General features: G+C 28.4%; 17 protein-coding genes. 11 read left to right on the top strand and 6 right to left on the bottom strand.

The features are described from left to right. Positions 1-38: 38 nt before the first annotated feature. From NPA07_RS01635 to NPA07_RS01620, 4 genes are read right to left on the bottom strand one after another with little or no spacing between them, the layout of a single operon-like run. A complete protein-coding gene (locus NPA07_RS01635; protein ID WP_126117952.1) occupies positions 39-1,334 on the bottom strand; it encodes a CNNM domain-containing protein in 1,296 nt (431 codons plus the stop codon). 2 nt (positions 1,335-1,336) lie between these two features. Continuing rightward, the gene (gene dnaB / locus NPA07_RS01630; protein ID WP_126117953.1) at positions 1,337-2,761 is read right to left on the bottom strand and encodes a replicative DNA helicase; all 1,425 of its coding nucleotides are present in this window, start codon (positions 2,759-2,761) and stop codon (positions 1,337-1,339) included. Then, the gene (gene rplI, locus NPA07_RS01625) at positions 2,751-3,206 is read right to left on the bottom strand and encodes a 50S ribosomal protein L9 (RefSeq protein WP_126117954.1); all 456 of its coding nucleotides are present in this window, start codon (positions 3,204-3,206) and stop codon (positions 2,751-2,753) included. The genes dnaB and rplI overlap by 11 nt, the downstream gene beginning before the upstream one ends. Next, on the bottom strand, positions 3,187-5,157 hold the full coding sequence (locus tag NPA07_RS01620; protein ID WP_126117955.1) for a GGDEF domain-containing protein: 1,971 nt from the start codon (positions 5,155-5,157) through the stop codon (positions 3,187-3,189). Before NPA07_RS01620 ends, rplI begins: the two co-directional genes overlap by 20 nt. Before the next feature lie 61 nt (positions 5,158-5,218). Between NPA07_RS01620 and NPA07_RS01615 the strand changes: the two genes are divergently transcribed. Both NPA07_RS01615 and NPA07_RS01610 read left to right on the top strand, forming a co-directional pair. Further along, the gene (locus NPA07_RS01615) at positions 5,219-6,052 is read left to right on the top strand and encodes an HAD-IIB family hydrolase (RefSeq protein WP_126117956.1); all 834 of its coding nucleotides are present in this window, start codon (positions 5,219-5,221) and stop codon (positions 6,050-6,052) included. A gap of 2 nt (positions 6,053-6,054) precedes the next feature. Next, positions 6,055-6,894 (top strand): deoxyribonuclease IV, encoded by an 840-nt coding sequence (locus tag NPA07_RS01610; RefSeq protein ID WP_126117957.1) that lies wholly within the window; start codon positions 6,055-6,057, stop codon positions 6,892-6,894. Between the two features lie 39 nt (positions 6,895-6,933). Here the strand turns inward: NPA07_RS01610 and NPA07_RS01605 are convergent, their stop codons facing one another. Beyond that, on the bottom strand, positions 6,934-8,982 hold the full coding sequence (locus NPA07_RS01605) for a bifunctional metallophosphatase/5'-nucleotidase (protein WP_256553259.1): 2,049 nt from the start codon (positions 8,980-8,982) through the stop codon (positions 6,934-6,936). 410 nt (positions 8,983-9,392) lie between these two features. Here NPA07_RS01605 and NPA07_RS01600 point away from each other — a divergent pair, with 410 nt between their 5' ends. The 5 genes from NPA07_RS01600 to NPA07_RS01580 all read left to right on the top strand — a co-directional run bounded on the left by NPA07_RS01600 (position 9,393) and on the right by NPA07_RS01580 (position 17,226). Then, positions 9,393-11,519 carry a hypothetical protein gene (locus tag NPA07_RS01600; RefSeq protein WP_256553258.1) on the top strand — a complete coding sequence of 709 codons (2,127 nt, stop codon included), beginning with the start codon at positions 9,393-9,395 and terminating at the stop codon, positions 11,517-11,519. 158 nt (positions 11,520-11,677) lie between these two features. Next, a complete protein-coding gene (locus NPA07_RS01595) occupies positions 11,678-13,726 on the top strand; it encodes a ring-infected erythrocyte surface antigen domain-containing protein (protein WP_126117960.1) in 2,049 nt (682 codons plus the stop codon). 8 nt (positions 13,727-13,734) lie between these two features. After that, a complete protein-coding gene (locus NPA07_RS01590; RefSeq protein WP_126117961.1) occupies positions 13,735-14,076 on the top strand; it encodes a thioredoxin family protein in 342 nt (113 codons plus the stop codon). Positions 14,077-14,078: 2 nt separating this feature from the next. Further along, a complete protein-coding gene (locus NPA07_RS01585) occupies positions 14,079-15,806 on the top strand; it encodes a GIY-YIG nuclease family protein (protein WP_256553257.1) in 1,728 nt (575 codons plus the stop codon). A 22-nt stretch (positions 15,807-15,828) separates the two neighbouring features. Beyond that, entirely contained in the window at positions 15,829-17,226 is a 1,398-nt protein-coding gene (locus tag NPA07_RS01580; RefSeq protein ID WP_126117963.1) for a glycoside hydrolase family 1 protein, read from the top strand. A gap of 39 nt (positions 17,227-17,265) precedes the next feature. On the opposite strand, the gene NPA07_RS01575 is transcribed toward NPA07_RS01580, so the two are convergent. Next, a complete protein-coding gene (locus tag NPA07_RS01575) occupies positions 17,266-19,422 on the bottom strand; it encodes a Tex-like N-terminal domain-containing protein (RefSeq protein ID WP_126117964.1) in 2,157 nt (718 codons plus the stop codon). Between the two features lie 297 nt (positions 19,423-19,719). On the opposite strand from NPA07_RS01575, the gene NPA07_RS01570 reads away from it, so the two are divergent. The 4 genes from NPA07_RS01570 (at position 19,720) to pip (ending at position 25,756) form a co-directional block, all read left to right on the top strand. Next, entirely contained in the window at positions 19,720-21,333 is a 1,614-nt protein-coding gene (locus tag NPA07_RS01570) for a CTP synthase (RefSeq protein WP_164535728.1), read from the top strand. A 9-nt stretch (positions 21,334-21,342) separates the two neighbouring features. Further along, complete coding sequence (gene ileS / locus NPA07_RS01565) at positions 21,343-24,009, top strand: isoleucine--tRNA ligase (RefSeq protein WP_126117966.1); 2,667 nt, start codon at positions 21,343-21,345, stop codon at positions 24,007-24,009. Next, a complete protein-coding gene (locus tag NPA07_RS01560) occupies positions 24,002-24,733 on the top strand; it encodes a signal peptidase II (protein ID WP_126117967.1) in 732 nt (243 codons plus the stop codon). The genes ileS and NPA07_RS01560 overlap by 8 nt, the downstream gene beginning before the upstream one ends. Positions 24,734-24,814: 81 nt before the next feature. Further along, positions 24,815-25,756 carry a prolyl aminopeptidase gene (gene pip, locus NPA07_RS01555; protein WP_126117968.1) on the top strand — a complete coding sequence of 314 codons (942 nt, stop codon included), beginning with the start codon at positions 24,815-24,817 and terminating at the stop codon, positions 25,754-25,756. Positions 25,757-25,997 lie beyond the last annotated feature (241 nt).

Below are 25,997 nucleotides of genomic sequence, written 5' to 3'. Positions count from 1 at the left end.
TATAGGTGTAAAAAAAGTGGTTTTTACAAAATACCAATTTATTCGCTTTTTCTACTTTCAACTTGTGTTTCATCTGTGTCTAATACTTCGACTTTGTTACCTAATTCAATATCAACACGCACATTTTTAAACTTATTGTCTCCTAGGCTTATAACTTTAAAATAAACATTGTTGAATTCATATTTTGAATTCTTAAATAACTTGTGGCCGATTCTTTTTTCAAGTCATTTGTGAAGACTTAATTCAAGTTCTGCTTCATCAAGATTAAGATCAATTTCAAGTTTCTTAGTTAACTCTTTCATTGTTAATGATGCTGAAACGTGAAAATGTTCAAGGCTAATTTCAAAGATATCTTTTAATTCTTCATCGTCAAATTCATCATATATCTCACCAACTATTTCCTCTAGAATATCTTCAATTGTAATTATTCCAATAATTTCACCTGAATTATTATTTGGTGTAACAAATGACATTTGAGCTCGTTCATATCTCATTTTTTCAATTGCTGATGAAAGTGATGAGTTTGCACTTATTGTTGGAATTGGTTTAAAATAATTTATAACCTTTCCTTTTTGTAAAAAGAAAATATCTTTGAGATGTAATATTCCAATTAAATGCTCATCTTTTTTAACCGGAATACGACTATAATTTGTATCCTTAAATATTTCTAAAGCATCTTGGATGCTTGCATTTGAGTCAATTGTTGAAACATCTTTAATTCTTATATAATGCTTTCGAACCTTGGTACTATCAAGGTCAAGTGCATTTTGAGCCATAAGACTCTCATTAGCTTCCAAAACACCCTCATTTTGAGCAATATCAATAATATTTTTTACATCATTTTCAGTATTAGTAATATAAATTTTTTTACCAATTTTGCTTATTGGAAAGGTAATTGGTCAAAAAAGATAATATAAAACAATCAATACATAACAAAAAGTTTTAACTGTCATTTCTGGTTTACTTTTGGCAATTAATTTAGGTATAATTTCACCAAATATAACAATTATTGGTGTCATAACAGCTGTTGAAATTAATACATTATAAGATTCAAATTTTTCGCCAAGAGAACTTGATAATAATCATGACGTCAGCGCTGATGCTGCTATATTTACAATGTTATTGCAAATTAAAATTGTGCCTAATGTCTGGTTGAAAAATGTGTGCTGTTTTTTAATAATCTTATGACCAAATTCCTTATTTTCAACCATTGTTTCAACTTTACCAGCATTAAGTGATGTATAAGCTGTTTCACTTGCACTAAATATTGAACTAGATATTAATAAGAAAACTAGTCCAAGTATAGAAAAAATTAATTTCAGTCTGGATTCCATAATTATTCCTCGTCGCTTTCGTCCTCGATTGAGATTGCAATATCTTCATTTTGAAAGTCCATAAAGTAACCACAAGACATCTTAAATCATAATGGAAATGTTCCTGTTGGTCCATTTCTGTGCTTTGCAATAATAATATCAATTTTTTCGCCTATATCACCATAAAGATCTTTTGTTTCTTGTGAAACATTCTTTTTGTAATAATTCTCACGATATAGGAACATAACAATATCTGCATCTTGTTCAATGTTACCTGACTCACGCAAATCTGACATAATAGGTCTCTTGTCTTCACGTTTTTCAACTTCACGAGAAAGTTGACTCAATGCAATAACTGGTATGTTTAACTCAAGAGCTAATGTTTTTAATGAACGGCTAATTTTAGCAATTTCATTTTGACGACTGTCACCTCTCTTGTTTGTATCAGATGAAATTAATTGTAGATAGTCAATGACAATAATATCAATTGGACTAACCTTATGTAGGCGACGGCACTTTCAAAGCAACGTGTTTAGTTCATTATTCACAGATTCATCTATAAACAAGTTCATTTTGTCAATTACACTTTGTTTGATACTATTAATTATCATAAATTCATTTTGTGTAATTGCTTGCGGTTGTTTTAATTTTTGAAGTGGTACCTGAGTATTAAGACTGTAAATTCTACCCATTAACTGTGTTGATGACATTTCAAGAGTAAAAAATACAGCTCGCTTATTTTCTCTTTTAACAACGTTAGAAGCTATATTAAGTGCAAATGCAGTTTTACCCATAGCAGGTCTAGCAGCAATAATAATTAGTTCACCACCATGAAGACCTTGTGTTACTTGGTCAATGTTGCTATATCCTGTTGATAAACCATTTAATTCATTTAAATCCTTTGAATGTCTTGTTTCAAGATCCTTGTAGTATTCATCGCTAACTTCTTTTGCTGTCAAAAATTCAGCACTAACCTGACTTCTGTCAATATCAAGTAAAAGGTTTTGCAAATCAAAAATCACATCTTTTTCATTAATGTTCTTTTCAGTATCCAATTTTCGCTGAACAAGAGCAACTCTTGATTCAATTAGTCTTAACTTTGTTAATTTAACTAACTCTTCAAGGTATGTTTGTATGTTAGACGAAAAACCTGTTGCATGATAAAGTCTAGCCAAATAATGTGGTGTTATTTGAACATAATTTCTCTTTTCAGCAGTTATAAAAATATTTTCCTCATTGATTGAAATATTATTTTCAAAAAGTTCCTTAAAAATACTAAAAAGCCTTTGATTTTCTAAAATAGCAAAGTCTTCTTCAAGTAAGTAAGGCACAATCTTAGAGGCGTTTTTATTGTTGGTTAAAATCAAACCTAAAAGAGACTCTTCATACTTTGCATTTATATGTCGAGATGAATTTATCGGTTTATTATTTAGGTTGTTATTTTGCATTTATTATCACTTCTACTTTCAATTTTGCAACAATATCTTTGTATAAAATAACATCAATATCATGCGTGCCATTAGACACTAAATGAACTTTTTGAACAGCATATTTATCTAATTTATAGCCTTTTGAAACTAATGTTTTAACGATGTCCTTGGTTGATATTGCTCCATGAGCAATTAAATTACCGTTATTATCAATATGAGCATCAAGGCTATATTTAAGAGTTAATTTTTCAATTTCACCTTTAAGCGTTAATGCTTCTGCACGTTTTTCCATTTCATTGTTAGTAAGTTCACTAAGTCTTTTTTCTAATTCTTTTTTGTTTTTTTCATTATAGGCAACAGCAAGACCTTTCGCAATTAAAAAGTTATTACCATAACCGGCTGATACTTCAATAATTGTATTTGCTTTACCTTTTTCACAATCTTTAATCAATATTACTTTCATGTTTCACACTCACAATCGCTTGTTTAATATTATCAACAAATGTTTTTAAGTCTTCTTTTGTTACTGCAGCAGCTGTTCCAAAGTGACCACCACCACCAACAGCCTCACATATTATTTGAACATTTGTATCAATGCCTCTGGCACTTAATTTATATGATTTATCGTTTTCACTTCGTGCTACAACGAAACTTGCTTTTCTTCCACTAATTCTTAAAATTTCTTCAGCTGCTATTGAAATAACATCATTTGAAAGTGGAATATCTTTGTATGCTAAATAGAAACCAGGCTTTACTTCTTCAATGTTTTTTAGAACCTCTGCAACTTTGTTATATGTTGATGCATCAATTTTTAAAATATTTGAACTTTCAGTTGAATCAGCTCCTCTATTTTTTAGCCAACTTGCTGCCTCAAAAGTCCTTGAAGAAACGTGTTTTTGGAATTGTAATGTATCTAAATAAATTCCATTTAATAACATTTGTGCAATTTCTTTTTTAATTTCAACTTGTCGATTAATAAAGAACATTAACTCAGTTACTATTTCACTTGCACTTGAAGAAGAAGGCTCAATATGTCTATTTATTTTTGGACAAAAGTCAATAGAAGAATTTAATCTATGGTGATCTAAAATAAAAATATTTGTGTTTTTTACTTTTTGTACACATTCTGCATTATCAGTACGGTTTGGAAGTGCATTGTCAACCAAAAATACAATTGTGTTTTCATCAGTTAAGGTGTTTGCTTGATGTGTTTTTATAAAAATTGCGGACTCATCACCAAAATATTTTGAAATAGCTTTTTTTGTTGTTGCATCTTGTGTGGTTGTACAAATATAAGCATCTTTATTAAAAGTTTTTGCAATTGCATAAATACCTAATGCTGAACCAATCGCATCTAGGTCAGCATTCATATGTCCATATACAATAACTCTTTTAATGTTTGGATCCAATAATTTCTTTTCAATCGAGTAAGCAAGAGACTTGATCTTTGCTCTGTTAATGTTTGGCAAAATTTCACTTGTTGAACCATAATATCTTGGTTGATTATTTCTTGAAAAAATTGCAACTTGGTCTCCACCGCGACTTTGAGCTTGAAGAAGTGCATTCTTCGCTTGTTCCATTTTTTCTCACAGGTTTTTAGTACCATAGGCAAAACCAGCTGAAACTGAAACAATAATATCTTGACTTTTTAAAGAATTATGCAAATTGTCAAAGAACTTGAAATTCTTTTGACTCATTTGGTCTAGAGCTTGTTTATTTGTTACAATTAAAAACTTACCATTGGTATTGTATTGTCGATATACTAAATTATAATCACATACTAAGTCATCTAAAACAGCAACAACCTCTTTTGTAACATTATAAAGTTGTTCCTCTGAAAGAATTGATTGATAAAGTTGATAGTTATCAATTTCAATTTCACCTAAAACAGTTAACTCGTCTTCATATAATTGTAGTGTTCTTTGTTCAAGTGTATTGTCTTTAATACTTAAACAATTTTCAAAAGGCCAAATATTTACCGTATATGAAAAGTCCTTAAAACTAAATTCAAATGAAATATTGTTTGAGTCAAAATCAATGTTGAATTTTTTAAAAAAATCAACCAATTTAGAGCCAACTCATTTTCTTCCAAAGCGATTCTTAATAAATTTACTAGTTCATAAAATTTGGCCTTCACTATCAAAAATTAAAACCCCGATTGCATTATGACTAATAATTTCATCTATAAAACTATTAAAAGATTTTTTAACAATTGCTTGAGTAGATAAAAAACTTTTAAGAGCTAAAATACCAAATATTCCAACAATAATTACTGAAATACAAATCCCAAAAATTGCAAGAATATTGCTGTAAGTCATTGAATTATTAAAATACAAAATTACTGAACCAATCATTAAAAAAAAGCCAGCAACAGATATTAAAGAATAGAATATAATTTTTTGCTTTAAGTTCATATTTATATTATATATTAGTATTAATAATAAAATTAAATTTTTTGTGTATAATTTGTGAACTATGGATGCAAACCAAAAAACTTATTTCATTGATTTAGATGGCACTTTATTTGACCAACATAAAAAAAGCAGAATTAGTGCTAGGAATGTTAGTGCTATTTTGCTATTAAAAAACTTCGCAAATGTTGTTTTATCAACAGGGCGAAGTTTTAGCGACCAGCGTGTTCAACAAGCAATTTATCAACTTGGAATCAATGATGTTATCACTGCTTCAGGTGCTGAAATTTATATTGATAATCAATTGGTTTGACAAAGAATATTTAACAAGGAAGCAGTTGAAAAAATTAAGAAATTTGCAGAAGATAACAAAATAATTTATGTTATTTTTGATGATAATGGCGAAACAATTTATACTCATAATGCAATAGATTATTGACTTAATAAATTGTTTTTATCTAAAAAACTACATGCAATTAGAAAAAATAAGAACTTTGATTTCAATAGACACAAAAACATTACAAAAATAGCTCTTATTTTAAAAAATGTGGCAAGAGCTAAAAGCACATTAAAGACATTTAGAGTTAATTTTAGCGATATTACCAATTCATATCTAGCAAGTGCAAACTATGTTTTAGAAATCACAACAATTGATGCAAATAAAGGTTTATCTGCATCGGCATATTGTGCTTTTAAGGGTATAAATCAGTTAAATACAATTCATATTGGTGACTCAATGGCTGATGCCTCAGTAAAAGGTTATGTTGGCAAATTAGTTGCCATGGATAATGGCACAAGTGATCTAAAAGCAATAGCTGATGAAATTGCACCCAATTACAAAAATGGTGGTTTATATCGTTATTTTATTTCGCCAAGCAAAAGTAAAAATAGGAAGTAAAAATGATTAAGTTAGGAAGTCATATTTCATTTAAATCACCAAATTATTTAGTTGGTTCTATCGAAGAATCACTTAAAAATAAGGCCAACTGTACAATGATTTTTTTAGGTGCTCCACAAAATACAAAAAGAGTTGAACCTTCTCTTTATAAACTAGATGAATACAAGCAAAAATATGAAAATTTAATTAAGCCACAAGATATAATAATTCATGCTCCTTACATTATTAATCCCACAAGTAAAGATAAGTCAAAAAGTAGTTTTGCAATTGATTTTTTAATAAAGGAAATTGAACGAATGAATTATATTGGTGCTAAATATTTAGTACTCCACCCTGGTTCTTATACAAAATATCAATTACAAGAGTCTCTAGAACAATTAGTTAGTTCTCTTAGTGAAGTTTTAGCAAAGACAAAAGATGTAATAATTTGTATTGAAACAATGTCAGGTAAGGGAAGCGAAGTTGGTATTAATTTTAACCAATTAGCCTATTTGATAGGCAAATTAGCAAATGATAGAATAAAAATTTGTCTTGACACTTGCCACTTGTGGGATGCTGGGTACAATATTAAAAATTATGAAGAATTTAAGGCTGAACTTATTAAATATGATTTATTAAGACATGTGAGTGTCATTCATTTAAATGACTCAAAAAATGACCTAAATTCACATAAAGATCGACACGAAAATATCGACAAAGGTTTTATTGGAATTGAAACATTAGCCAAATTTGTTCACGATCCAGATTTTGATAATATTCCTATTATTTTAGAAACTCCAATTCCAGAAAAAGGTCCAATTTATGACCAAGAAATTGCACTACTATTGAATTACAAAAGTTAAAAAATACACTGCTTGTTCAGTGTATTTTTTAACTTTACCTTATTTATAGGTTATGAACTTTAATGACTCTTCCTTGCCATAATCGGTCATTTCTTTTGTAAATGGTTCTTTGCCAAGTTTATCAGCCTTGCCTTTGTGTTCATTTAGGTATTTTCCAAATTTGATAAATGTATCAAATAAACTTTGACTTTCATAAACTTGTTTTACATCATTACTTCCATGATAATCTAGCATTTTATAACCATCACCACCTGCAACCATAAAGTCATTAGTTACAACATAGTATGTCTTGTCATCATCAATTGCTTTTCCGCCTAATTTAAGAGTGCTTTCATCAAGTTCATATTTAACTTTGCCATCACTTGTAGTTACTTTATTTACCGTAAATGAAACATTGCTTGACCATTGAGCAAATGCACCTGATCCAGCTTTACTTAAACCATGTTTGATTGTTTCTTTAAGACTGCTTCCTTTGAGAGAAACTGCATCAATCATATTACCAAAAGGTGCAACTGCTAACACACTTTCCTTTTTAATTTCCTCAGGTTTATCTGGATCATTTAGAGTTAAATCAGCCCTAATTCCACCGCCATTTTGTAACCCAACAACATTTTCAAGTGATAAATCAGCAATTTGATCTTTTTTAGCGGTATAAAAATCTCAAGCCATTGCTTCCGCAGTAAAGAGACCTAATGTTGATTTTTTAACTCTTCCTTCTCAAAATTTTTGACCATTAAATTCTGTTTCTCTCGTGTTAAATAATTGAGTATCAAGAGTAAATGCTCCCTTACTATATGTATCCTTATATGTGGTTTCAAGTTCACTTATTAATCGACTAATTTTAGAATCTAATTCAACGCCATATTGTTCCAAAATAATTTGATTTATATCTCTTAATTCTTCACGTGCAAAAACGATTTTGCCACTTGATTTATCAAAATCTAATGTTATATCACCAAAGTATTTTGTGTAGCATTCAGTTTGAGAAATATATGACTTAGCCAATTCTCTAAGTTCATATTTAGTATGACTGTGACCATCTAAAATCAAATCTAGTTCTGGAACTTGTTGAGCTAAATAGGTAGACTCTCATGCTTTTTCATTTCGCCCAACTCCTAAGTGAGTTAATGCGATTGTAAAATTAACATCTGGATGTCTTTGTCTAATTTCTTGCAATATTTCTTTTGTTGCAGTTACAGGATCAACAAAATTAACATTGACTGAATTTTTAGGATGTGAAGTATAGGCACTATCTGGAGTTGTAATTCCAATTAGTGCAACTTTAAGACCATTAGTTAACTCTTTAATTAAATATGGTGTATATGGTCTAGTTCCTGCTTTATCCATAAGTGTTGGATCAATAGTTTGTTTATCTTTATAAACAACATTAGCTGACAAGAATCTTGTGCCACTTGATTTAATTTCTTCATCTAATTTAACTGTGTGCTCTAGACCAAAGTCAAACTCATGATTACCAACAGCAATAGCTGCATAACCCATTTGCGCAGCTATTTTTGTAATAGTTTTGCCCTTATCTGAGTCGGAAAAAGGTAAACCTTGGATTAAGTCCCCTGATGAAAGAAGCAAGTCATATTTACGATCTTTTATATATTTTGAAAAACCAACCATACCGGCATAATTATTATATTTTGAATCATCCTGTTTAATTCTGCCATGCTCATCGTTAGTGTGTAAAATTCTAATTGTTTGAATCTTTTGATCTTCTTGAGCAACCTTTAACTCATCATATAACTTGTTAAGTTGTTCTCTTTTTGTATTAAGAACTACTTTTGTTGATTTTAATAATTCATCAATCTCTTTTTGCTTAGCATTATATTCATGCTCTTTTGATTTCTTGTCAATTGCTGACAATTCTTTTTTCTTAGTTGAATAAATTTTTGCTTGTGCTGACAAATATGAGTTGTATTTATCAAGGAAATTGTAATACTTGTCTCTGGCTAACTTAGCCTTGTGCTCTTCAACAGTTATATTACTTCCTGAACAACCTTGTGCAGAAATTGCAACTATTGGCAAAAATGCAAGAGAAAGTGGTGTAAGTGTTAATAAAATTCTTTTTCTTTTACTCATGAAATAACTCCTAAATTAGTATTTACAACATAAATTTTATTAAAATATTGACTAAAATGGCTATTTTATGGATTTCTTGTAAAAATTCCACTTTTTTTCACTTTTATATTTATTAAAAGGATTGCTCTATTTTAATTTGTTGTTTTTCATTCCAAATGTTTTATTGAAATATTTTTTCCTAATGTAAAATTAGGTTAATTTATATAAATTAAGGAGAGAACAATGATTAATAAGTTAAATCAAATCTCGCAACCGAGAGAGAGAGAGAGAGAGAGAGTAAGAATGAATTTAACTGACTAGTACATAATGAAAGAGATTGCCAAAAGGCTTTTTGAAATTATGTAATTAAAGGTATTTACATTGATGAAAGTAATGAAATTTTAGATCACCCATACTACGAAGAAAAACTTTTGTATCAAACTGATGGAATTCATAATGGTGTGCTATTCGAATTTAAAAAGAACTTAACAAATCAAACAGTATATAGGGCTTTTGGCGAAAGTCTTTCATACTTAAGAAAATTTAATAACGATGGATTAAAGAAAATACCACGATGAATTTGTATTGCAACATTTGATTCAAAAAAATACTGATTAATAGATGCAAATAACTTCAAGGAATTTATCTATGACCAAAAGTATGAAGATTTATACAATATTCCTTCTAATAGTCCACATACTTTTACATTAGAACCTGCTGGAATTTGATTAGATCCTGATGATTTACTTGAAAAGGTTAAACCAAGAGAAGGAGAAGAAAAATATTTAAAAACAAGATTAAATCTACATAATTTTTCTAAAATAAATGACTATTTTTATAAAAACAATGATCTAACAAACGATGAACCAAGCGTTTTTATCAAAGAACTAGTTAAAGGAATTGACATTCAAGAATGTTTATTGAACTCTGGATATGATAAAAACGATAAGGATTATGAAATTAAAATAAATAATTTAAAAATATCTCTTGAAAAATTAAATAATTCAAAAAAGATTATTGATTGAGTTGAGCCTGTTTTTATCACAGATATGCAGGAAATAATTGCAAAAAAATGGGATCATGTTGGGGGCGAATTATCAAGAAAAAAAAGAGGGGCATTCTTTACTCCACCTGAATATTGCAAGAAGATGCAACATTATTTATTGAATTGTATAAATGAGTGTAAAAATAATTTGGTGCCTTATTTGATAATTGATAGATGTGCAGGATCTGGAAATTTAGAAAAAGGACTACCTGATGATGTTCTTAAAAATGTTATTCTAAATACATATGAATTTTGTGAGTGAGTGCATCTTGGTTACAATTTTAATAGCAAAGTTAAATGCATTAGGCCTCCATACATATCGGCAAGGCTTTCAGATGTGTATATTGATGAAAATCTAATGCAATCAGGAGATGCTTTAACTAAAGAATTCAATTTATGACTTGACAATGAAATTAAAGAGTGAAGAAATCAAAATCCTAATGGAAAAATTATTTTTTATGAAAACCCACCTTTTCGAGATGCAACAGCTAATAGTCATGGTAAAGGTGAATCAGTAAAGCAAAACTTTGTGATTGAAAAAGCGTTAGAAGAAGGTTTTACTAGACAACAAATAAGGGACATTAGTACTCAATTTATTTACAGTGCAAATTCTTTAATGAAAAACGGTGATGAATATTGCCTAATTTCTCCAATTAAATATTGAAAATGAAACTACATAAATTTTGAATTTGTTGAAGGTTTTATTTCAAATAGAAAACACTATAATGCAACAACAGGTGGATTGCCAATTATAAGATGGAGAAAAGGTACAAATATGACCAGCATTATCAAACTTGAAAACGCAATATTAAAACAAATTAAAAATAGGGTTTCTGAATTTTCTATTGAAGAGGATGATTACGAAGACAATGTGTATGCAAAACTATTTATTGGAAATATGGCTGTTCATAATGGCAATATATTGACTAATTTTGAAACAGAAAGATATAGTAATAAAGCTTTTAAAGTTTCCAATAAGAATATACAAAAAATATCTGTGCTAAATTGTCTAAACTCTTGAAGTTCACAAAACTATATAATAGATCCATTAACAATAATGAAGTCAGCTGACAAACAACATCAAGCATGAGAGGATAAATTATTTCTTAATGATTGTTTATTTTGAACTCTCTATACAAACAAGAATTATTGTGTTTCAAATAGTGATGTAATTAATGAAATTTGCCCAGAAGGTTTAGCATTCAAAAAACTAAATCTCTATTTTTGTCAAGGGGACGAATATAAAAGAATATTTAAAATTTGAGAAAATATAATGAACTCTACAAGAAATTCAAAAATGTATAAACCAAGATATAAGTATGGCTTAAATCAAATTATGAAGGAAATAAATATTAAAGTTTTTAGCTATAAAGATAAATTTGGAAAAGATCACTACAAATTCTTTGATGATGGCGATTTAAATGGTTTGATAATTGCATTAAAAGAAGAGCTAAAAATCTTTTACAATGAAAAAATTCTACCAAAATTATTTGAATATGAATTGCTAAAATAAATTCTGTTTTTTCTTCACTAATTCGCCTATAAAACAGGCATATTAATAAAAAATTTTAATATTAAATAACTAGTTTTGTTTTAATTTTTTTAAAATTTAACACGGGCTAGTTATTTTTAATATTAATATTAATTTTAAAACTTATATATAATTACTATATGAAAATTGAAGTTAATAATGTTAAGAAAAAATTAAAATTTTTAACAAGAGAAAAGAAAAATGATAGCGACGTTGTAGGAGATGTTAGTTATTCAATGCCCAGTGAAATTTTCAAGTTTTTAATTTTACTTTTTGTTGCAACTTGTTTTGTGATGTTTCAGTATCAAGACCTATTTTTTAATAATGACAATAAAATAATTAACATCATTAGAAAAATTTATTTATATAGTTTTGGCTTAGCATTTGGTGATGTTATGAACTTGATAATCTTAGGTTCATTTTTAACACTCTGTGTACGTTGATGCGGTTCAATATTTAAGAATTATTACTTCTCGTGATTTAAACCATACATTAAAGTTGACTACTGAATTTTAAGAAAAAAAATAATTACTTTTGTTTGATTAACATTATTATTTATTGCTTTAATTTACCACTGTGTTTTAGTTTCTTTTAGAGTTCAAAATATTTGATACTACTCAATCGATGATGTTAAAAATATTTACATAAAAGGTTGGTATTATTCATTTACTAATCAAATTGAATTAGCAGCAAATAAGAGCGTTGATTATCCGGTTGCTTACCTTAACATTGGTTTTATACTAGATTCATTATTTAATCTTCTTTATGTAATTTCATTTAGTCCATATTTAGCAATTGTAAGTGCATTATTAATTTGAACTTTGGCTTGAGTATTCCTAGTAACTCTTAATCCATTTAAATATTTTAAGAATATTAATGAACGTAAGAAAACAATAGTTATGATTGAGCAATACTTACAAAAAGTTAATAGTTTATTTTACTATACACCTGAAGTTAAAAAGCTTTTTAAATTTTATAAAGACGTAGCTAATGTTCTTAAAATAGATTATTTAAAATTCAATTTTAATTATTTGAAAAAGATGGCAAAAAAGAATATGAATCTTTTATCAACTCATACATTAACAGCAAAATATTTTGAGAATATTAAGGCTAAAAAGTCAAGAATGGTACTTGAAACAGAAGAGTTTCTTAAAACAATTGAAAATAATCCAGCCAATTCATCAACTACTACAATTACGCTGGATGTGGCTGCTGACATTAAGATGCCAAGCGTAAATGCACAAGACTTATTAATTCATAGCAAAGGAAATAAAATTAACTCATATATTAGTAATGAATCAACTAGCGAGTTTTCAAAAGATTTTGATTTAACAGAAGAAAGATATATGTCAAATTATGTTGAAACAGCTGAAATTGAAGCTGTTGACCATGAGTCAACTAAATTACTGATTATGGATTTAGAGCCCAAGAGTAAAAAAACTAAGAAAAAAACGAAGATGCGAACTGTTGAAACTGTCATTGAATACAATAAAATTAACATTAAAGATAAAGTTGCTAGTGAAGAAATAGCAAATAAAAATATTTTGTTAATTACTCAACAAGTTGACCAAATAATTAACAAAAAAACTGATATACCTGAAACACAGTCTCACACTCAACAGCCTTTAGTAAATACAGATGAATTAATTAATACAAGTGAATACACTCAAGAAATCAAAAAAGACTTAATTGACCAAAACAACTATAAAACAATCGAATTAGAAAAAACTAATGAATATAGTAAAGAAAACAATACTAATGAAAAAATTCAAAATCAGGTTGGTTTTTTAATTGATTCTGTTGAAAATACAGTTGTTATTAACATTGATGAAATTAAACAAAAGACTAATATTGCTAATCAACAAACTGATTATCTAGATGATAAGAAAATTGATGAATCTCTTGGTTTCATAATCCCAGAGGATTCTTATGAAGTTAATGTTCAAAAAGATGATGATTTGAAATCAAAAGAGGAATTTATTGCTCAACTAGATAGTATTGAAATTGATAATTTAAATTCAAAAGAAATTAAGTTAAATGATAATCAAGTCAACAAAAATAAGGACTTTCAATTTATGTTTGACACAAATACAATTTTAATAAATAACAGTGTAGAAACCAATAACGATAAAGTTGACTACTTTGATGAAGATGATAGTTGAGTAAGTCCGATTTTAAGTGATAACTAGGAGATAAAATGAAACAAGTTGCATGAAATGATGTTCAAAGTATTGTTGCAAATAGCAACAACCAAAATAATGTCTATTTTATAACATTTACAACATCTTGATGCCCTGACTGCAAGGTTATGAAACCAGTTGTTGAAAGTGTTGAAGAAGAATACAAAGAATATTCTGAGGTTATTTTTCTCGAAGTTGATGCGGAAGAAGCACAACTTTTTAGAAAAATAAATAACCGTTGAAAAATACTTCACGTTCCAACATTTTTAATAATGAAAAATAATAAGATTATTCAAAGAGGGGAAAACTACTATCCAAAAGAAATTCTTTGCAGTTGAGTAGAAAAAGTCTTGGAATAAATATGACTAAGAGTGAAATAATTGCTTCGTTAAAAGCTGTAACAACATTACCTGGCATTTATCTTTGAAAAGATAAAGATGATAATGTTATTTATGTTGGTAAGGCAAAAAATTTAAGAAAAAGAATGCATCAGTATTTTGAAGGTGCAATCAACTCATATAAAACAAGTAGGCTAGTGGAACAAATATATGCCTATGAAGTTTTTGTTTGCAACACAAACAAAGAAGCTCTTTTACTTGAAAAATCATACATTGATAAATATAATCCTGAATACAATATTCTGCTCTTGGATGACCGAAGATATCCATATTTAAAAGTACAATTATTTAATAGCAAACTCGAAATTTCATTATCAAGAAAAATAAATAAAAAAAATGAAAACAATAAACTTTTTTATTTCGGGCCATTCCCTATTGGTTATGGTTCAATACAAATTTTAAAATTGCTTGAGCGTGAGGCTTTTTATGAAAAAGGTTTAAAAATTAAAAATAAGGATCCTAAATTTTGACAAGAAAAATTTAATAAAATCAAATCAATATTAAGTTTTAAAGATAATTCATATATCAATGAAATTATGGAAAAAATGCTTAAGGAGGCAGAGGCTCAACACTTTGAGATTGCTAGAGACTTAAAGGCATCTTGAGTGTTTTTAAACAAACTTAAAGAAGAACAAATAATTGAGTTAAAAAACATCAGAAATTTAGACGTTTTTACCTATAAAACAGTTGAAAATGTAATTTATATTACCACTCTCTTTTATCGCTCGGGTCTTCTAATAAATAAAGATAATCAGGCAATTAGTGTTGATATTGATGAAACTGAAACTCTTGAAAAATTCTTTAATAAATATTATGAAGAAAAAATTAAACCTGATGAAATTTTAGTTGAAAAAAAACTTATCAATCTAAATTTGAATTTAGATGAAAATCTAAATATCTTTTGCCCTAAAATTGGAGAAAAAAGAAAAGTAATTGAGATTGCTAAGTTAAATTTGGAAGAATTTTATAGCAGGGAACATTTACTTATTAAAAATAAAAGTGAGCATATTATTAAGGTTTTAGATAAATTTAAAAAAATCATAAATTTAACATCTTTAAAAAACATTATTATATTTGACAACTCAAATTTTGCAAACTTTAATCCTGTTGGTGTTGCTGTTGTTTACACTAATGGTCAAAAGAACAAAAATTTATATCGAAAATTTAATCATATGGACATTTATTCTAGAGATGCTGATGTTGAATATATGAGTGAAACAATTAAAAAATACTTTGAATCACAAGATAACAAAAAGGATTTTGATCTAGTTATTGTTGATGGTGGTTTGGCTCAAATTCATGAAGCTAAAAAGGTTCTTTTTGATTTAAAGATTAATATTCCAATTGTTGGTCTTGTTAAAGATAATTATCACAGAACAAGAGCTCTAATTGATACACAAGAAAACCTTATTGAACTAGATGATAAAGAACTGCTAAATTTTTTAGCAAGTATGCAAATTGAAGTTGATAGATTTGCCAAAAGTCATTTAAGAAAAAGAAATAGAATAACTACCTTTGAGGGTTCATTGCAATCTATTAAAGGTGTTGGAAAAAATACTGAAATTAAATTATTAAATACTTTTAAAACTTATGTCAATATATTTAATGCATCAATTGAGGAATTAGAAAAAGTTGTTTCTAAAAAATTAGCATTAGAAATTAAAAATACTTTTAAAGATAAATACAAATAATTAATAACTTAAGGAGTTAACAATGAGCTTTGGTAAAAATTTTTTATGAGGTACATCTTTTGCAGCTAATCAAATTGAGGGTGCCTACAATGAAGATGGTAAAGGTCTAAGTGTGCAAGATGCATTGCCAAATGGTGCATTAGGTAATATCGATTTAGAACTAAAAGAGTTTAATATCAAAAGAAGGGCTATTGATTTTTACCACAGATATAAAGATGATATAGAACTATTGAAACAAATGAATATTAATGTATTAAGAATTTCAATTGCTTGAAGTAGACTATTTCCAAAAGGAGATGAGAAGTCTGCAAATCAAAGCGGAATTGAATATTATTTAAGACTTTTTAAGGAATTGAGAAAGAATAAAATCAAAACCATTGTGACACTTTGCCACTATGAAACACCACTCTTTTTGGCTACTAAATATAATGGATTTAGTAATAAACTTGTTGTTGATTTCTTTTTAAATTACACAAGAGTTGTATTAGAAAACTTTGGTCCATATATTGATTATTTAGTTGCTTTTAATGAAATTAACTCACTATTGCATATTCCATTTTGTAATGCAGCTATACTAAAAAATCAAAGTGGCCTAGGTACTCTTTATCAAGCTGCACATAATATGCTGTATGCTTCTGCAAAAGTTAAGGAAATGATTAAGCAAAACTATAGTCATATTAAGGTTGGCTCAATGGTTCTAGCTATGCCTTTTTACACAAAAAGTGCAAAAGTTGATGACCAACTTATAAAAATGGAAAAAGAATGACAAAATCTATATTTTACTGACGTGCTTGCTCGTGGTTCTTATCCAAAATATTTAGATAAATATTTTAATGATAATGACATTAAAATCAATAAAACAAAAGAAGAATTAGAAGTCATTAAAAATAACACAGTTGACTACATTGGTTTTAGTTATTATATGTCAAGAATGATTGATTCAGAAGCTGACAATAATTCAAAAGAAAATCTCTTAGGTGGGGTTGAAAATCCATATTTAGAAAAAAATAAATGAGGTTGAAATATTGATGCTGATGGACTAAGAATTGCACTAAATCAATATTATGATCGTTACCAAAAGCCTTGTTTTATAGTGGAAAACGGATTAGGATATGATGATAAGATTGTAGAACTAGATGGTAAAAAAGTTATTCATGATGACTACAGAATTGATTTTCATAAAAAGCATATAAAAGCATTACATCAAGCTATCGAGGATGGTGTTGAAATAATAGGTTATACAACTTGGGCTGGTATTGATGTTGTATCTAATACAAAAGCTCAAATGTCAAAGAGATATGGTTTCATTTATGTGGATTTAGATGATAACGGTAAAGGAACTCTTGAACGAATTAAAAAGGATTCTTTTGAATTCTATAAAGAGGTCTGCATGACTAATGGGCAAAATTGCCTAAAATAAGAAAAAATGGCAACTTGCCATTTTTTGATTAATTTATGATTATTCTGTTCAAATTAATTTTCCTTGAATTCTTTCTCTTTCTTTATCAATTTCAATAATTTGAATCTTGATGTTATCACCTGTTTTAACTACTTCGCTAGGATGAGAAATATAGTGGTCCTTTGTTTTCTTCATATTAGAAATATGAATTAGAGCTGCTTGCTTAATACCAATATAAACAAAAATTCCAAAATCTGTAATATTTTGAACTGAGCCGTCTAAAATCATATCGGTTTTCAAATCTTCAAGTTTGAGAACATCTTTTTTAAGAATATAGCCGTCTTTGTCATCTCTAATATCTTTTGTTGGATTAATTAAAGAATCTAATATTAATTTGACATCATATTCATTTGATTCAACATCACTTGCAAGTTTTTTAATATCCTGTTGTTCAATTGTCTTAATATCAATCTCATTCAAGTCGATATTTAGATAATTAACAATTTTGTTAGCTAATTCATATGATTCTGGGTGAATTGAAGTGCGATCATAAAAGTTTTTCGAATCGTGAATTCTTAAGAAACCAACTGCTTGTTCATATGCTTTTTCGCCCAATCCCTTAACTTTCAATAACTCTTTTCTTTCTTTAAATTTTTTAACTTTCTCACGATATTCAACTATATTTTGAGCTAATGTTTTACTTAATCCGGAGATGTAGCATAATATTTCTTTTGTAGCGCTGTTTAAATCAACACCTACCATATTAACTACTTTATCAACTTTAAAATCAAGTGCTTTTGATAAATCTTTTTGATTAACATCATGTTGATATTGACCAACACCAATTGATTTTGGATCAATTTTAACTAATTCATTAAGGGGGTCTTGATAACGTCGGCCTATATTTACTGCTGAACGTTCTTCAATACTAAATTCAGGAAATTCTTCATTAGCTGATTTTGAACCTGAATAAACACTGGCACCAACTTCACTTACAATTGCATAGGAAATATCTTGATTTGGTAATCTTGTTGCTCTTTCTTTTAATAAATTAGAAATAAACTCTTCTGTTTCTCTTGATGCAGTTCCATTACCAATAACAATAACATCAACTTTAAAATCACTTAAAAGTCTATTAACTATTTCATTAGCTTTTTCAACAAATTTTTGAGGTGGATTAGGATAAATGATAGATTTTTTTAAAAACTTACCTTGTGGGTCTAAAATTGCAATTTTGCAACCATTAACAAATGCAGGATCAATAGCCATTACAACTTTGTCTTTAACCGCTGGTCAAAGTAACATAGTTTCTAAATTGTTAGCAAAAAGAACAATTGCTTCCTTTTCAGCTCTTGCAAACAAATCGCTCTTAATTTCACGAACAATTGAAGGCAAAATTAAACGTTCTAAACTATCTTTTAATGATTCATTTAGTATTTTTCCGGTTCTCTTAATCTTGAAATATTTATTATCTAAATCATAAGTAATTTTTGCTAAATTATAAGTCATATCATAACTTATAATTTTTTTATCTTCGCCTCTGCTAATAGCTAAAACACGATGATTAGGAATAAATTTCACTCTTTCTTTATAATCATAATATTGTTTAAAAACTTCTTTTTCATCTTCGGCATTTTTCTTAATTTTTGTTACTATAAATCCAAAGTTGTAAATTTGTTCCTTTACATAATCACGGTTTTGTGGATCTTGAGACATAATTTGACTAATAATAAATTGTGCTTGCTCAATAGCAAATTCAACGGTTGCAACTCTATCATTTAAATATTTTTTTGCTTCGCGATAAGGGTCAAATTTTTCATCACTTGCTTCCATAATTGCTTTAGCTAGTGGTTCTAATCCTAGGGCTATTGCCTCACTAGCTTTGGTCTTCTTACCTACTTTAAATGGTTCATAAATATTTTCAACTTCTGCTTTTGTTTCAGCTTGCCTTAGCTTATTTTCTATTTCATCTGTAAGTAGACCTTTTTCCTTCAAAATCTCAATAATTGATTCTTTTCTTTTGTTCAATTCAACATTGTAAACATACATATCTCCAATTTGTTGAATTATTTCTTCATCAAGTCCACCAGTTATATTCTTTCGATAACGAGCAATAAAAGGCACTGTTGCTCCTTCGTCAAATAATTTAAGAACTGCCTCAACTTGTTCCTCATTTAAACTTAATTTTTGGGCAACAAATTTTTTAGATAAATCCATCTCTTCCTCCTAATAATTAATATGCTAATTATACTAATATTTTTACTAAAAAATGTTAAAAATTTGGTGTTTTTTACCAAAATAACTATTTTAAAATTAGATTTGCTACAAATCAAATATATTTATCTTTTTAATGTAAAAATATCCATTTTTTTGACTAAAAAACCTATAAAACAGACCTTTTAGTCAAATTTTAAAACATTAAAAACTAATGCAAAAATTATTTATTATTAATATAATTAATTAGTTATATAATTAAAATTAGAATTATTAAAGACTTATATTATAAGGAGGTTTATTGTGACTAAATTTATAGTAACAACTGGTGGCGTTTTATCTGGGTTAGGAAAAGGTGTTACTAGTGCAAGTATTGGCAACTTATTAAAGGCACAAGGCTTTAAAGTATTTGCTCTAAAACTTGATCCATATTTGAACATTGATCCTGGGGTAATGAGTCCAATTGAACATGGTGAAGTTTTTGTGACTGCTGATGGTGGAGAAACTGACCTAGATCTTGGACATTATGAGAGATTTATTGATGTTAAATTAACAAGAGAAAGCAATTACACAAGCGGAAGAATTTTTACTCGTCTTTTTGAAAAAGAGCGAAAAGGTTTATATGGCGGAAAAACAGTTCAAATAGTGCCTCATGTTATTGATGAAATAATTGATATCATTGAAAATACAACCAAAAAACAAAAGCCTGATTTTATGCTAATTGAAATTGGTGGTACTGTTGGAGACATTGAAAGTAATCCATACATTTATGCAATCAGTAAGTTTGCAAGCCTAAATCCAAAAAGTGTCTTCTTTGCTCATTTAGCTTTCATACCTTATCTAACAGCATCAAAAGAATACAAATCAAAACCATCTCAAGTTTCAATAGCTTCACTTAGATCATTTGGAATCAATCCTAATGTTTTACTTTTAAGAAGCCAAGGCGAAGTTGACAAAAGAATAATCAACAAGGTTGCTGAAGCCTCATTTTTAGACCCGAATCATGTAATTGGAGTCCCTGACAAAAGTAGTATTTATGAAATACCAATGTTTTTATATGAGCAAAATATTTTGAAAATAATATATAACCACTTTGGAATTAAAAAGGCAATTAAAGACTCAGTTTATGGTCAATGAAAAGAATTCCTAAACAAATATCATGCAGATAGAAAACACAAAATTTCCTTATTATTAGTCGGCAAATATACTGAATTAGAAGATGCTTATTTATCAATTATTTCTTCGCTAAAAATTGCAGCTGCGCATCAAAATGTTGAACTAAACTATGACTTAATTGATGCTGATTTAGTAAACAGCAAAAATATTGAAAGTTTAACAAAATCACATGACGGTGTAATGATTCTCCCTGGTTTTGGTGCTAGAGGTTTTGAATCAAAAGTTAATGTAGCAACTTATACTAGGGAACACAAAATTCCAACATTGGGTATTTGCCTAGGTTTTCAAGTTATGGCAGTTGCTCAAGCAAGAGCAATTGGTATTAAAAATGCCACTAGCAAGGAATTTGCTCAGGGCAACATTGAACAAACTTTTGTTTTGACACCATTTTATGAAAATGGAGACAAAATGGCCATTGGTGGTACTTTACGACTTGGTGAAGATCAAGTTTTGGCAAAAGATGGTACGTTGGCTCAGGAAATTTATGGTAATAAAGTTTTTTATGAACGCCACAGACACAGATATGAAATTAGTCCACAATATGTAGATAAATTGCAAGATGATGAATTTGTCTTTAGTGCAACTCATCCAAGTCGAAGAGTAGCAGAGATTTGTGAAGTTAAGAAGCACCCTTTTTATTTAGGTGTTCAATACCACCCAGAATTTAGTACAAGAGTTCTAGCCTCTAACCCGCTTTTTGATCACTTCTTCAAAGCAATAATTAAAAACAAAAAATAGGAGATTATAATGTCAATAGACTACAAAAAGACACTAAATATGCCTCAAACTAACTTTGATATGAGAGCTAATTTGACAACAAAGGAGCCTGAATTTCGAAAAGAATGAGAAGATAACAAAATATATGAAAAAATTTTAAAGAAAAACAAAAAGAATACTCCTTTTATTCTTCATGACGGCCCACCGTATGCCAATGGTAACTTGCATATTGGTCATGCATTAAACAAAATTCTTAAAGATATTGTAATTCGCTACAAATCACTAAGAGGTTTTTATACTCCATATGTACCTGGTTGAGATACACATGGACTACCTATTGAACACAAAATGCTTGAAGAAGCACACCTAAAGAAAAATGAATTAAGTGTAATTGATCTAAGACAAAAAGCAGCTCTTTATGCTCAAGATCAAGTTAACAAGCAAGCTGAGCAATTCAAATGTATGCAACTTTTATGCGACTTTAAAAAATACTACATTACAATGGACCCAAAATTTGAAGCACAGCAATTAAGACTATTTAAAAAAATGGTTTTTAGTGGCTTAATCTATAAAGGATTGAAACCTGTTTACTGATCACCTTCTAGTCAATCAGCACTAGCTGAGGCTGAAGTTGTTTATAAAGATTTTAAATCACCTTCAATATATGTATCTTTCGAAATCAGCGATAATTTGGAAAGTCAAAAAATTAAAAAAGGTGACTATTTGGTAATTTGAACAACAACGCCATGAACTCTACTAGCTAACGCTGCTGTTGCAGTCGGCCAAGATATTCAATATTCTAGAGTTGAATATAACAAAAAAGGTTATATTTTTGCAAATGAGTTAGTTGAAAAAGTGACTGCTCAATTAGGTTGAGAAAACTACAAAATAACCAATACTTTTAGTAGCCAAGAAATTATAAACATGCAATATACAAGTATGCTTAATAGAAATATTTGCCCTGTGGTTTTAGGTCATCACGTTAGTCTTGAGAGTGGTAGTGGTCTTGTTCATATAGCACCACTTTTTGGTGAAGATGACTTCCAAATTGGAATTAAAAATTCACTTAAAATGATTATGCACATCGAAGACGATGGAAAAATCAATAAAGACGGTGGCTCATATGAAGGTTTATTTTATGAAAAAGCTAATGCACTAATTATTAATGAATTAACTAATTCAAAAAACTTATTATTAGATGGCTCAATTACTCACTCATATCCACATGATTGACGTACTCATAAACCAATTTTATTCAGAGGCACTCCTCAATGATTTGTTTCAATTAACAAAGTCAAAGACCAAATCTTGAGCGAATTAGAAAAAGTCAAAACATATCCAGATTGAGCTAAAAAACGTTTAAGCAACATGATAGTTGACCGAGATGACTGAACTATTAGTCGTCAAAGAACCTGAGGTGTTCCAATTATTATCTTCTATGACAAAAATAAAAAACCAGTACTTAAAGAAGATATTTTTGACCATATTATTAAACTTGTGGAAAAAAATGGTAGTGATATTTGATACAAAAAGAGTGCTGATGAATTGTTACCTAAAAAATATCAAAACAAAGGTTATACAAAAGAAAATGACATCATGGATGTTTGGTTTGACTCAGGTTCATCGTTTATGTCTGCAAACATTGACAAAGGTTTAGAAACGCCATATGATTTATATCTTGAGGGTAGCGACCAATTTAGAGGCTGATTTAACTCTTCATTAATTAACTCTGTTGCTTATAATGGTAAAGCACCTTATAAAAATATAGTTTCACATGGTTTTGTTCTTGATGCCAAAGGTGAAAAGATGTCTAAATCAAAAGGTAATGTTGTTGACCCTTTGAAAATAATTACTAAAAATGGTGCGGATATTTTGCGTTTGTGAGTTGCCAATTCTGAATTTTCAAATGATGTAAGTATTAGCGATAATATCATTAATCAAAACAGTGAAATCTATCGTAAGATTAGAAACACTATTAAATTTTTACTTGGTAACTTAAATGATTTTAAATACGATCCAAAACTAAAAAGAATTGGAGTACACGCCTATATTAAAGAGCAATTAGAAAAAATTAAAGCACAAGTTATTGAGGCTTATGATGATTACAAATTTATTAATGTTATTAAGATTTTAAACAATTATGTAGTTGAATTATCTAGTTTCTATTTAAACATTTCAAAAGATGTTTTATATGTTGAGTCTAAAAATTCAATAAATAGACTAATGACATTAACTAATCTCTATGAAATTGTTGACTTTCTAATTGTTGCACTTGCTCCTATTTTACCTACCACAGCAGAGGATGCCTACAAAAACTTTAATAAAGTTAATAAACTTGATAGCGTTCACCTTGAATCATTTAGCGACGCCAAAAATGCTGATGAAAAAGTTTTAAGTCAATGAGATGAGTTCTTTAGACTTCGTGATGAGGTAAACTTGTTACTTGAAAATGCAATCAAAGATGGATTAATTAAGAGAACTAATGAAGCAAAAATTGTAATTAAAAGTGACAGCGACTTTATTAAATGTTTAGATTTAAGACAACTTTTAATGGTTGGAAAAGTTGAATTTGGTGCTCAAATGTCTGTTTCAATATTTAAATCGCTTAAATGCCAAAGATGTTGAAATCACTTTATGGCTTCTCAAATAAAAGATGATATTTGTCCGCTTTGTCATGAGGTTGTATTTAATGAGTAAAGAATATAATGGCCTTGATCCGCAAAACGAATCTTTCAAAGAAAAAATTATAAATTGATGAAATAAGCTTGTAGATCATTGTAAAAATGATTACAAAAAAATTCTTATTGCTTATGCAATTTTTCTTGGTGTTGCTATTGCTGCAATATTAATTGACCAATTAACAAAAACTTTTTTATTTGAGTGAAATAGTGCTCATACTGGCGGTTCAAATGATACAACATATCAAGGAACATTAATTGGCGTAAGGTCTGTTGGACACTATGGAGTTACCTTTATTCCAAGTGCTGAACATAAACGCGGTCCATTGATATTTATTCAATTTTTAAGCATAATAATTTTAATTGGACTATTAACAATTCCGCTATTATCAAAACATTTATCAACTATTATTATTTGTGCCATAATTTGAGCAGGTGATTTTGGAAATATGTTAGATCGCTTTCTATTTAATATGATGGTTAAAGATATCTTTTTTGTACCATTTGTTGAAAAATGAAGTGGTAGAACACTTGGGACTTTTAACTTTGCTGATGTCTGTATCGTTGTAGGCTGTATTTCATTAGTTATCTTTATTTTTACCGAAATATTTATTGAAAAAATTAGAACCAATAAAGAAAAAGAAAATATAGAAATAATTGATAAAATAGTACAAGAAGATAACAAAAATAATAATGTTGAAGAAAACATAAATAATGAAATAAAAGATGACAAGGATGAATAATAAAATGAACTTTAGCATTTGTTAGAGTTCATTTTTAAAATTAATTATATAGGTGTTACATGAAAGTAATAAAATTAAACTATGTATAGAAAATATTTATATCCAGAAATTGAACCTTATCAAAAAGGTTATTTAAAGGTTGATGATATACATCAAATTTATTATGAAGTTTGTGGCAATCCAAATGGTGTTCCAGTTGTATATGTTCATGGTGGTCCAGGTGGTGGATTTAGTAAACAATGCAGAAGATATTTCGATCCAAAATACTATAAAATAGTATTATTTGACCAAAGGGGTTGTGGCAAAAGTACTCCAAGCATGGAATTAAAAGGCAACACAACATGAGATTTAATTAGTGATATGGAAGCAATTAGAAAAGAATTGAAGATAGAGAAATGAATTCTTTTTGGCGGTTCATGGGGAACGACATTATCCTTATCTTATGCAATTAGTTATCCTAAAAGAGTTGACAAGTTAATACTTAGAGGTGTATTTTTAGCACGTAAAAGCGATATTAATTGATTATACCAAGAGGGAGCAAGTTATATTAAGCCAAAAGGCTTTGCAGAATTTACTTCAATATTAAAGAACAAAGAGAAGAAAAACATAATTAATTCATATCACAAATATATGCACTCAAACAATGAAATTCTAAGACATAGGGCATTAATTGAGTGGACAAAATGAGAATCATCATTGCTTTATCTGAATGAAAGGCCTTATAAAGAACCTAAAAATATAAAATCTACATATGAAATTTCAATAATTGAGAACCATTATTTTGTAAACAATTGTTTCTTTGAGGAAAATTATATTTTGAACAATGTTGACAAAATTAAAGACATTGAAACTTTTATTGTTCATGGTGAATATGACTTAATTTGTCCACCTGTTAATGCCTATGATCTTCATAAAAATCTAAACAATTCTCATTTAATTATGGTCAAAAAGTCTGCTCATACTCAAAGAGAAGTTGGCATTACAAAGGAATTAATTAAGATTACTAACATAATTAGAAAATAAATTGTAAATTTTTTACAAAAATTTAAATTTACCAAAAAGGCTGTTTTATAGGTCTTTTTGGTTTTTTTATATAAATTAAAATTAGGTTTTGAACACAAACATATGCTGGAAGCAAGTATTTTCTATCATTTTTGTTGTCTGTATGTATAATAGTGTTTACATTAAATTTGAAATTTATTATTAATGAAAGAGAGTATATTAAAATGAAAAAGAAATCTTTAAGGTTAAATAAATTAATTAT

Origin of the sequence: Mycoplasmopsis caviae (genome assembly GCF_024498215.1) — a bacterium.
Taxonomy (GTDB): Bacteria; Bacillota_I; Bacilli_A; order Mycoplasmatales; family Metamycoplasmataceae; genus Mycoplasmopsis; species Mycoplasmopsis caviae.
The sequence above is the reverse complement of the archived record's forward strand: the minus strand, read 5'-3'. Positions and strand labels throughout refer to the sequence as shown.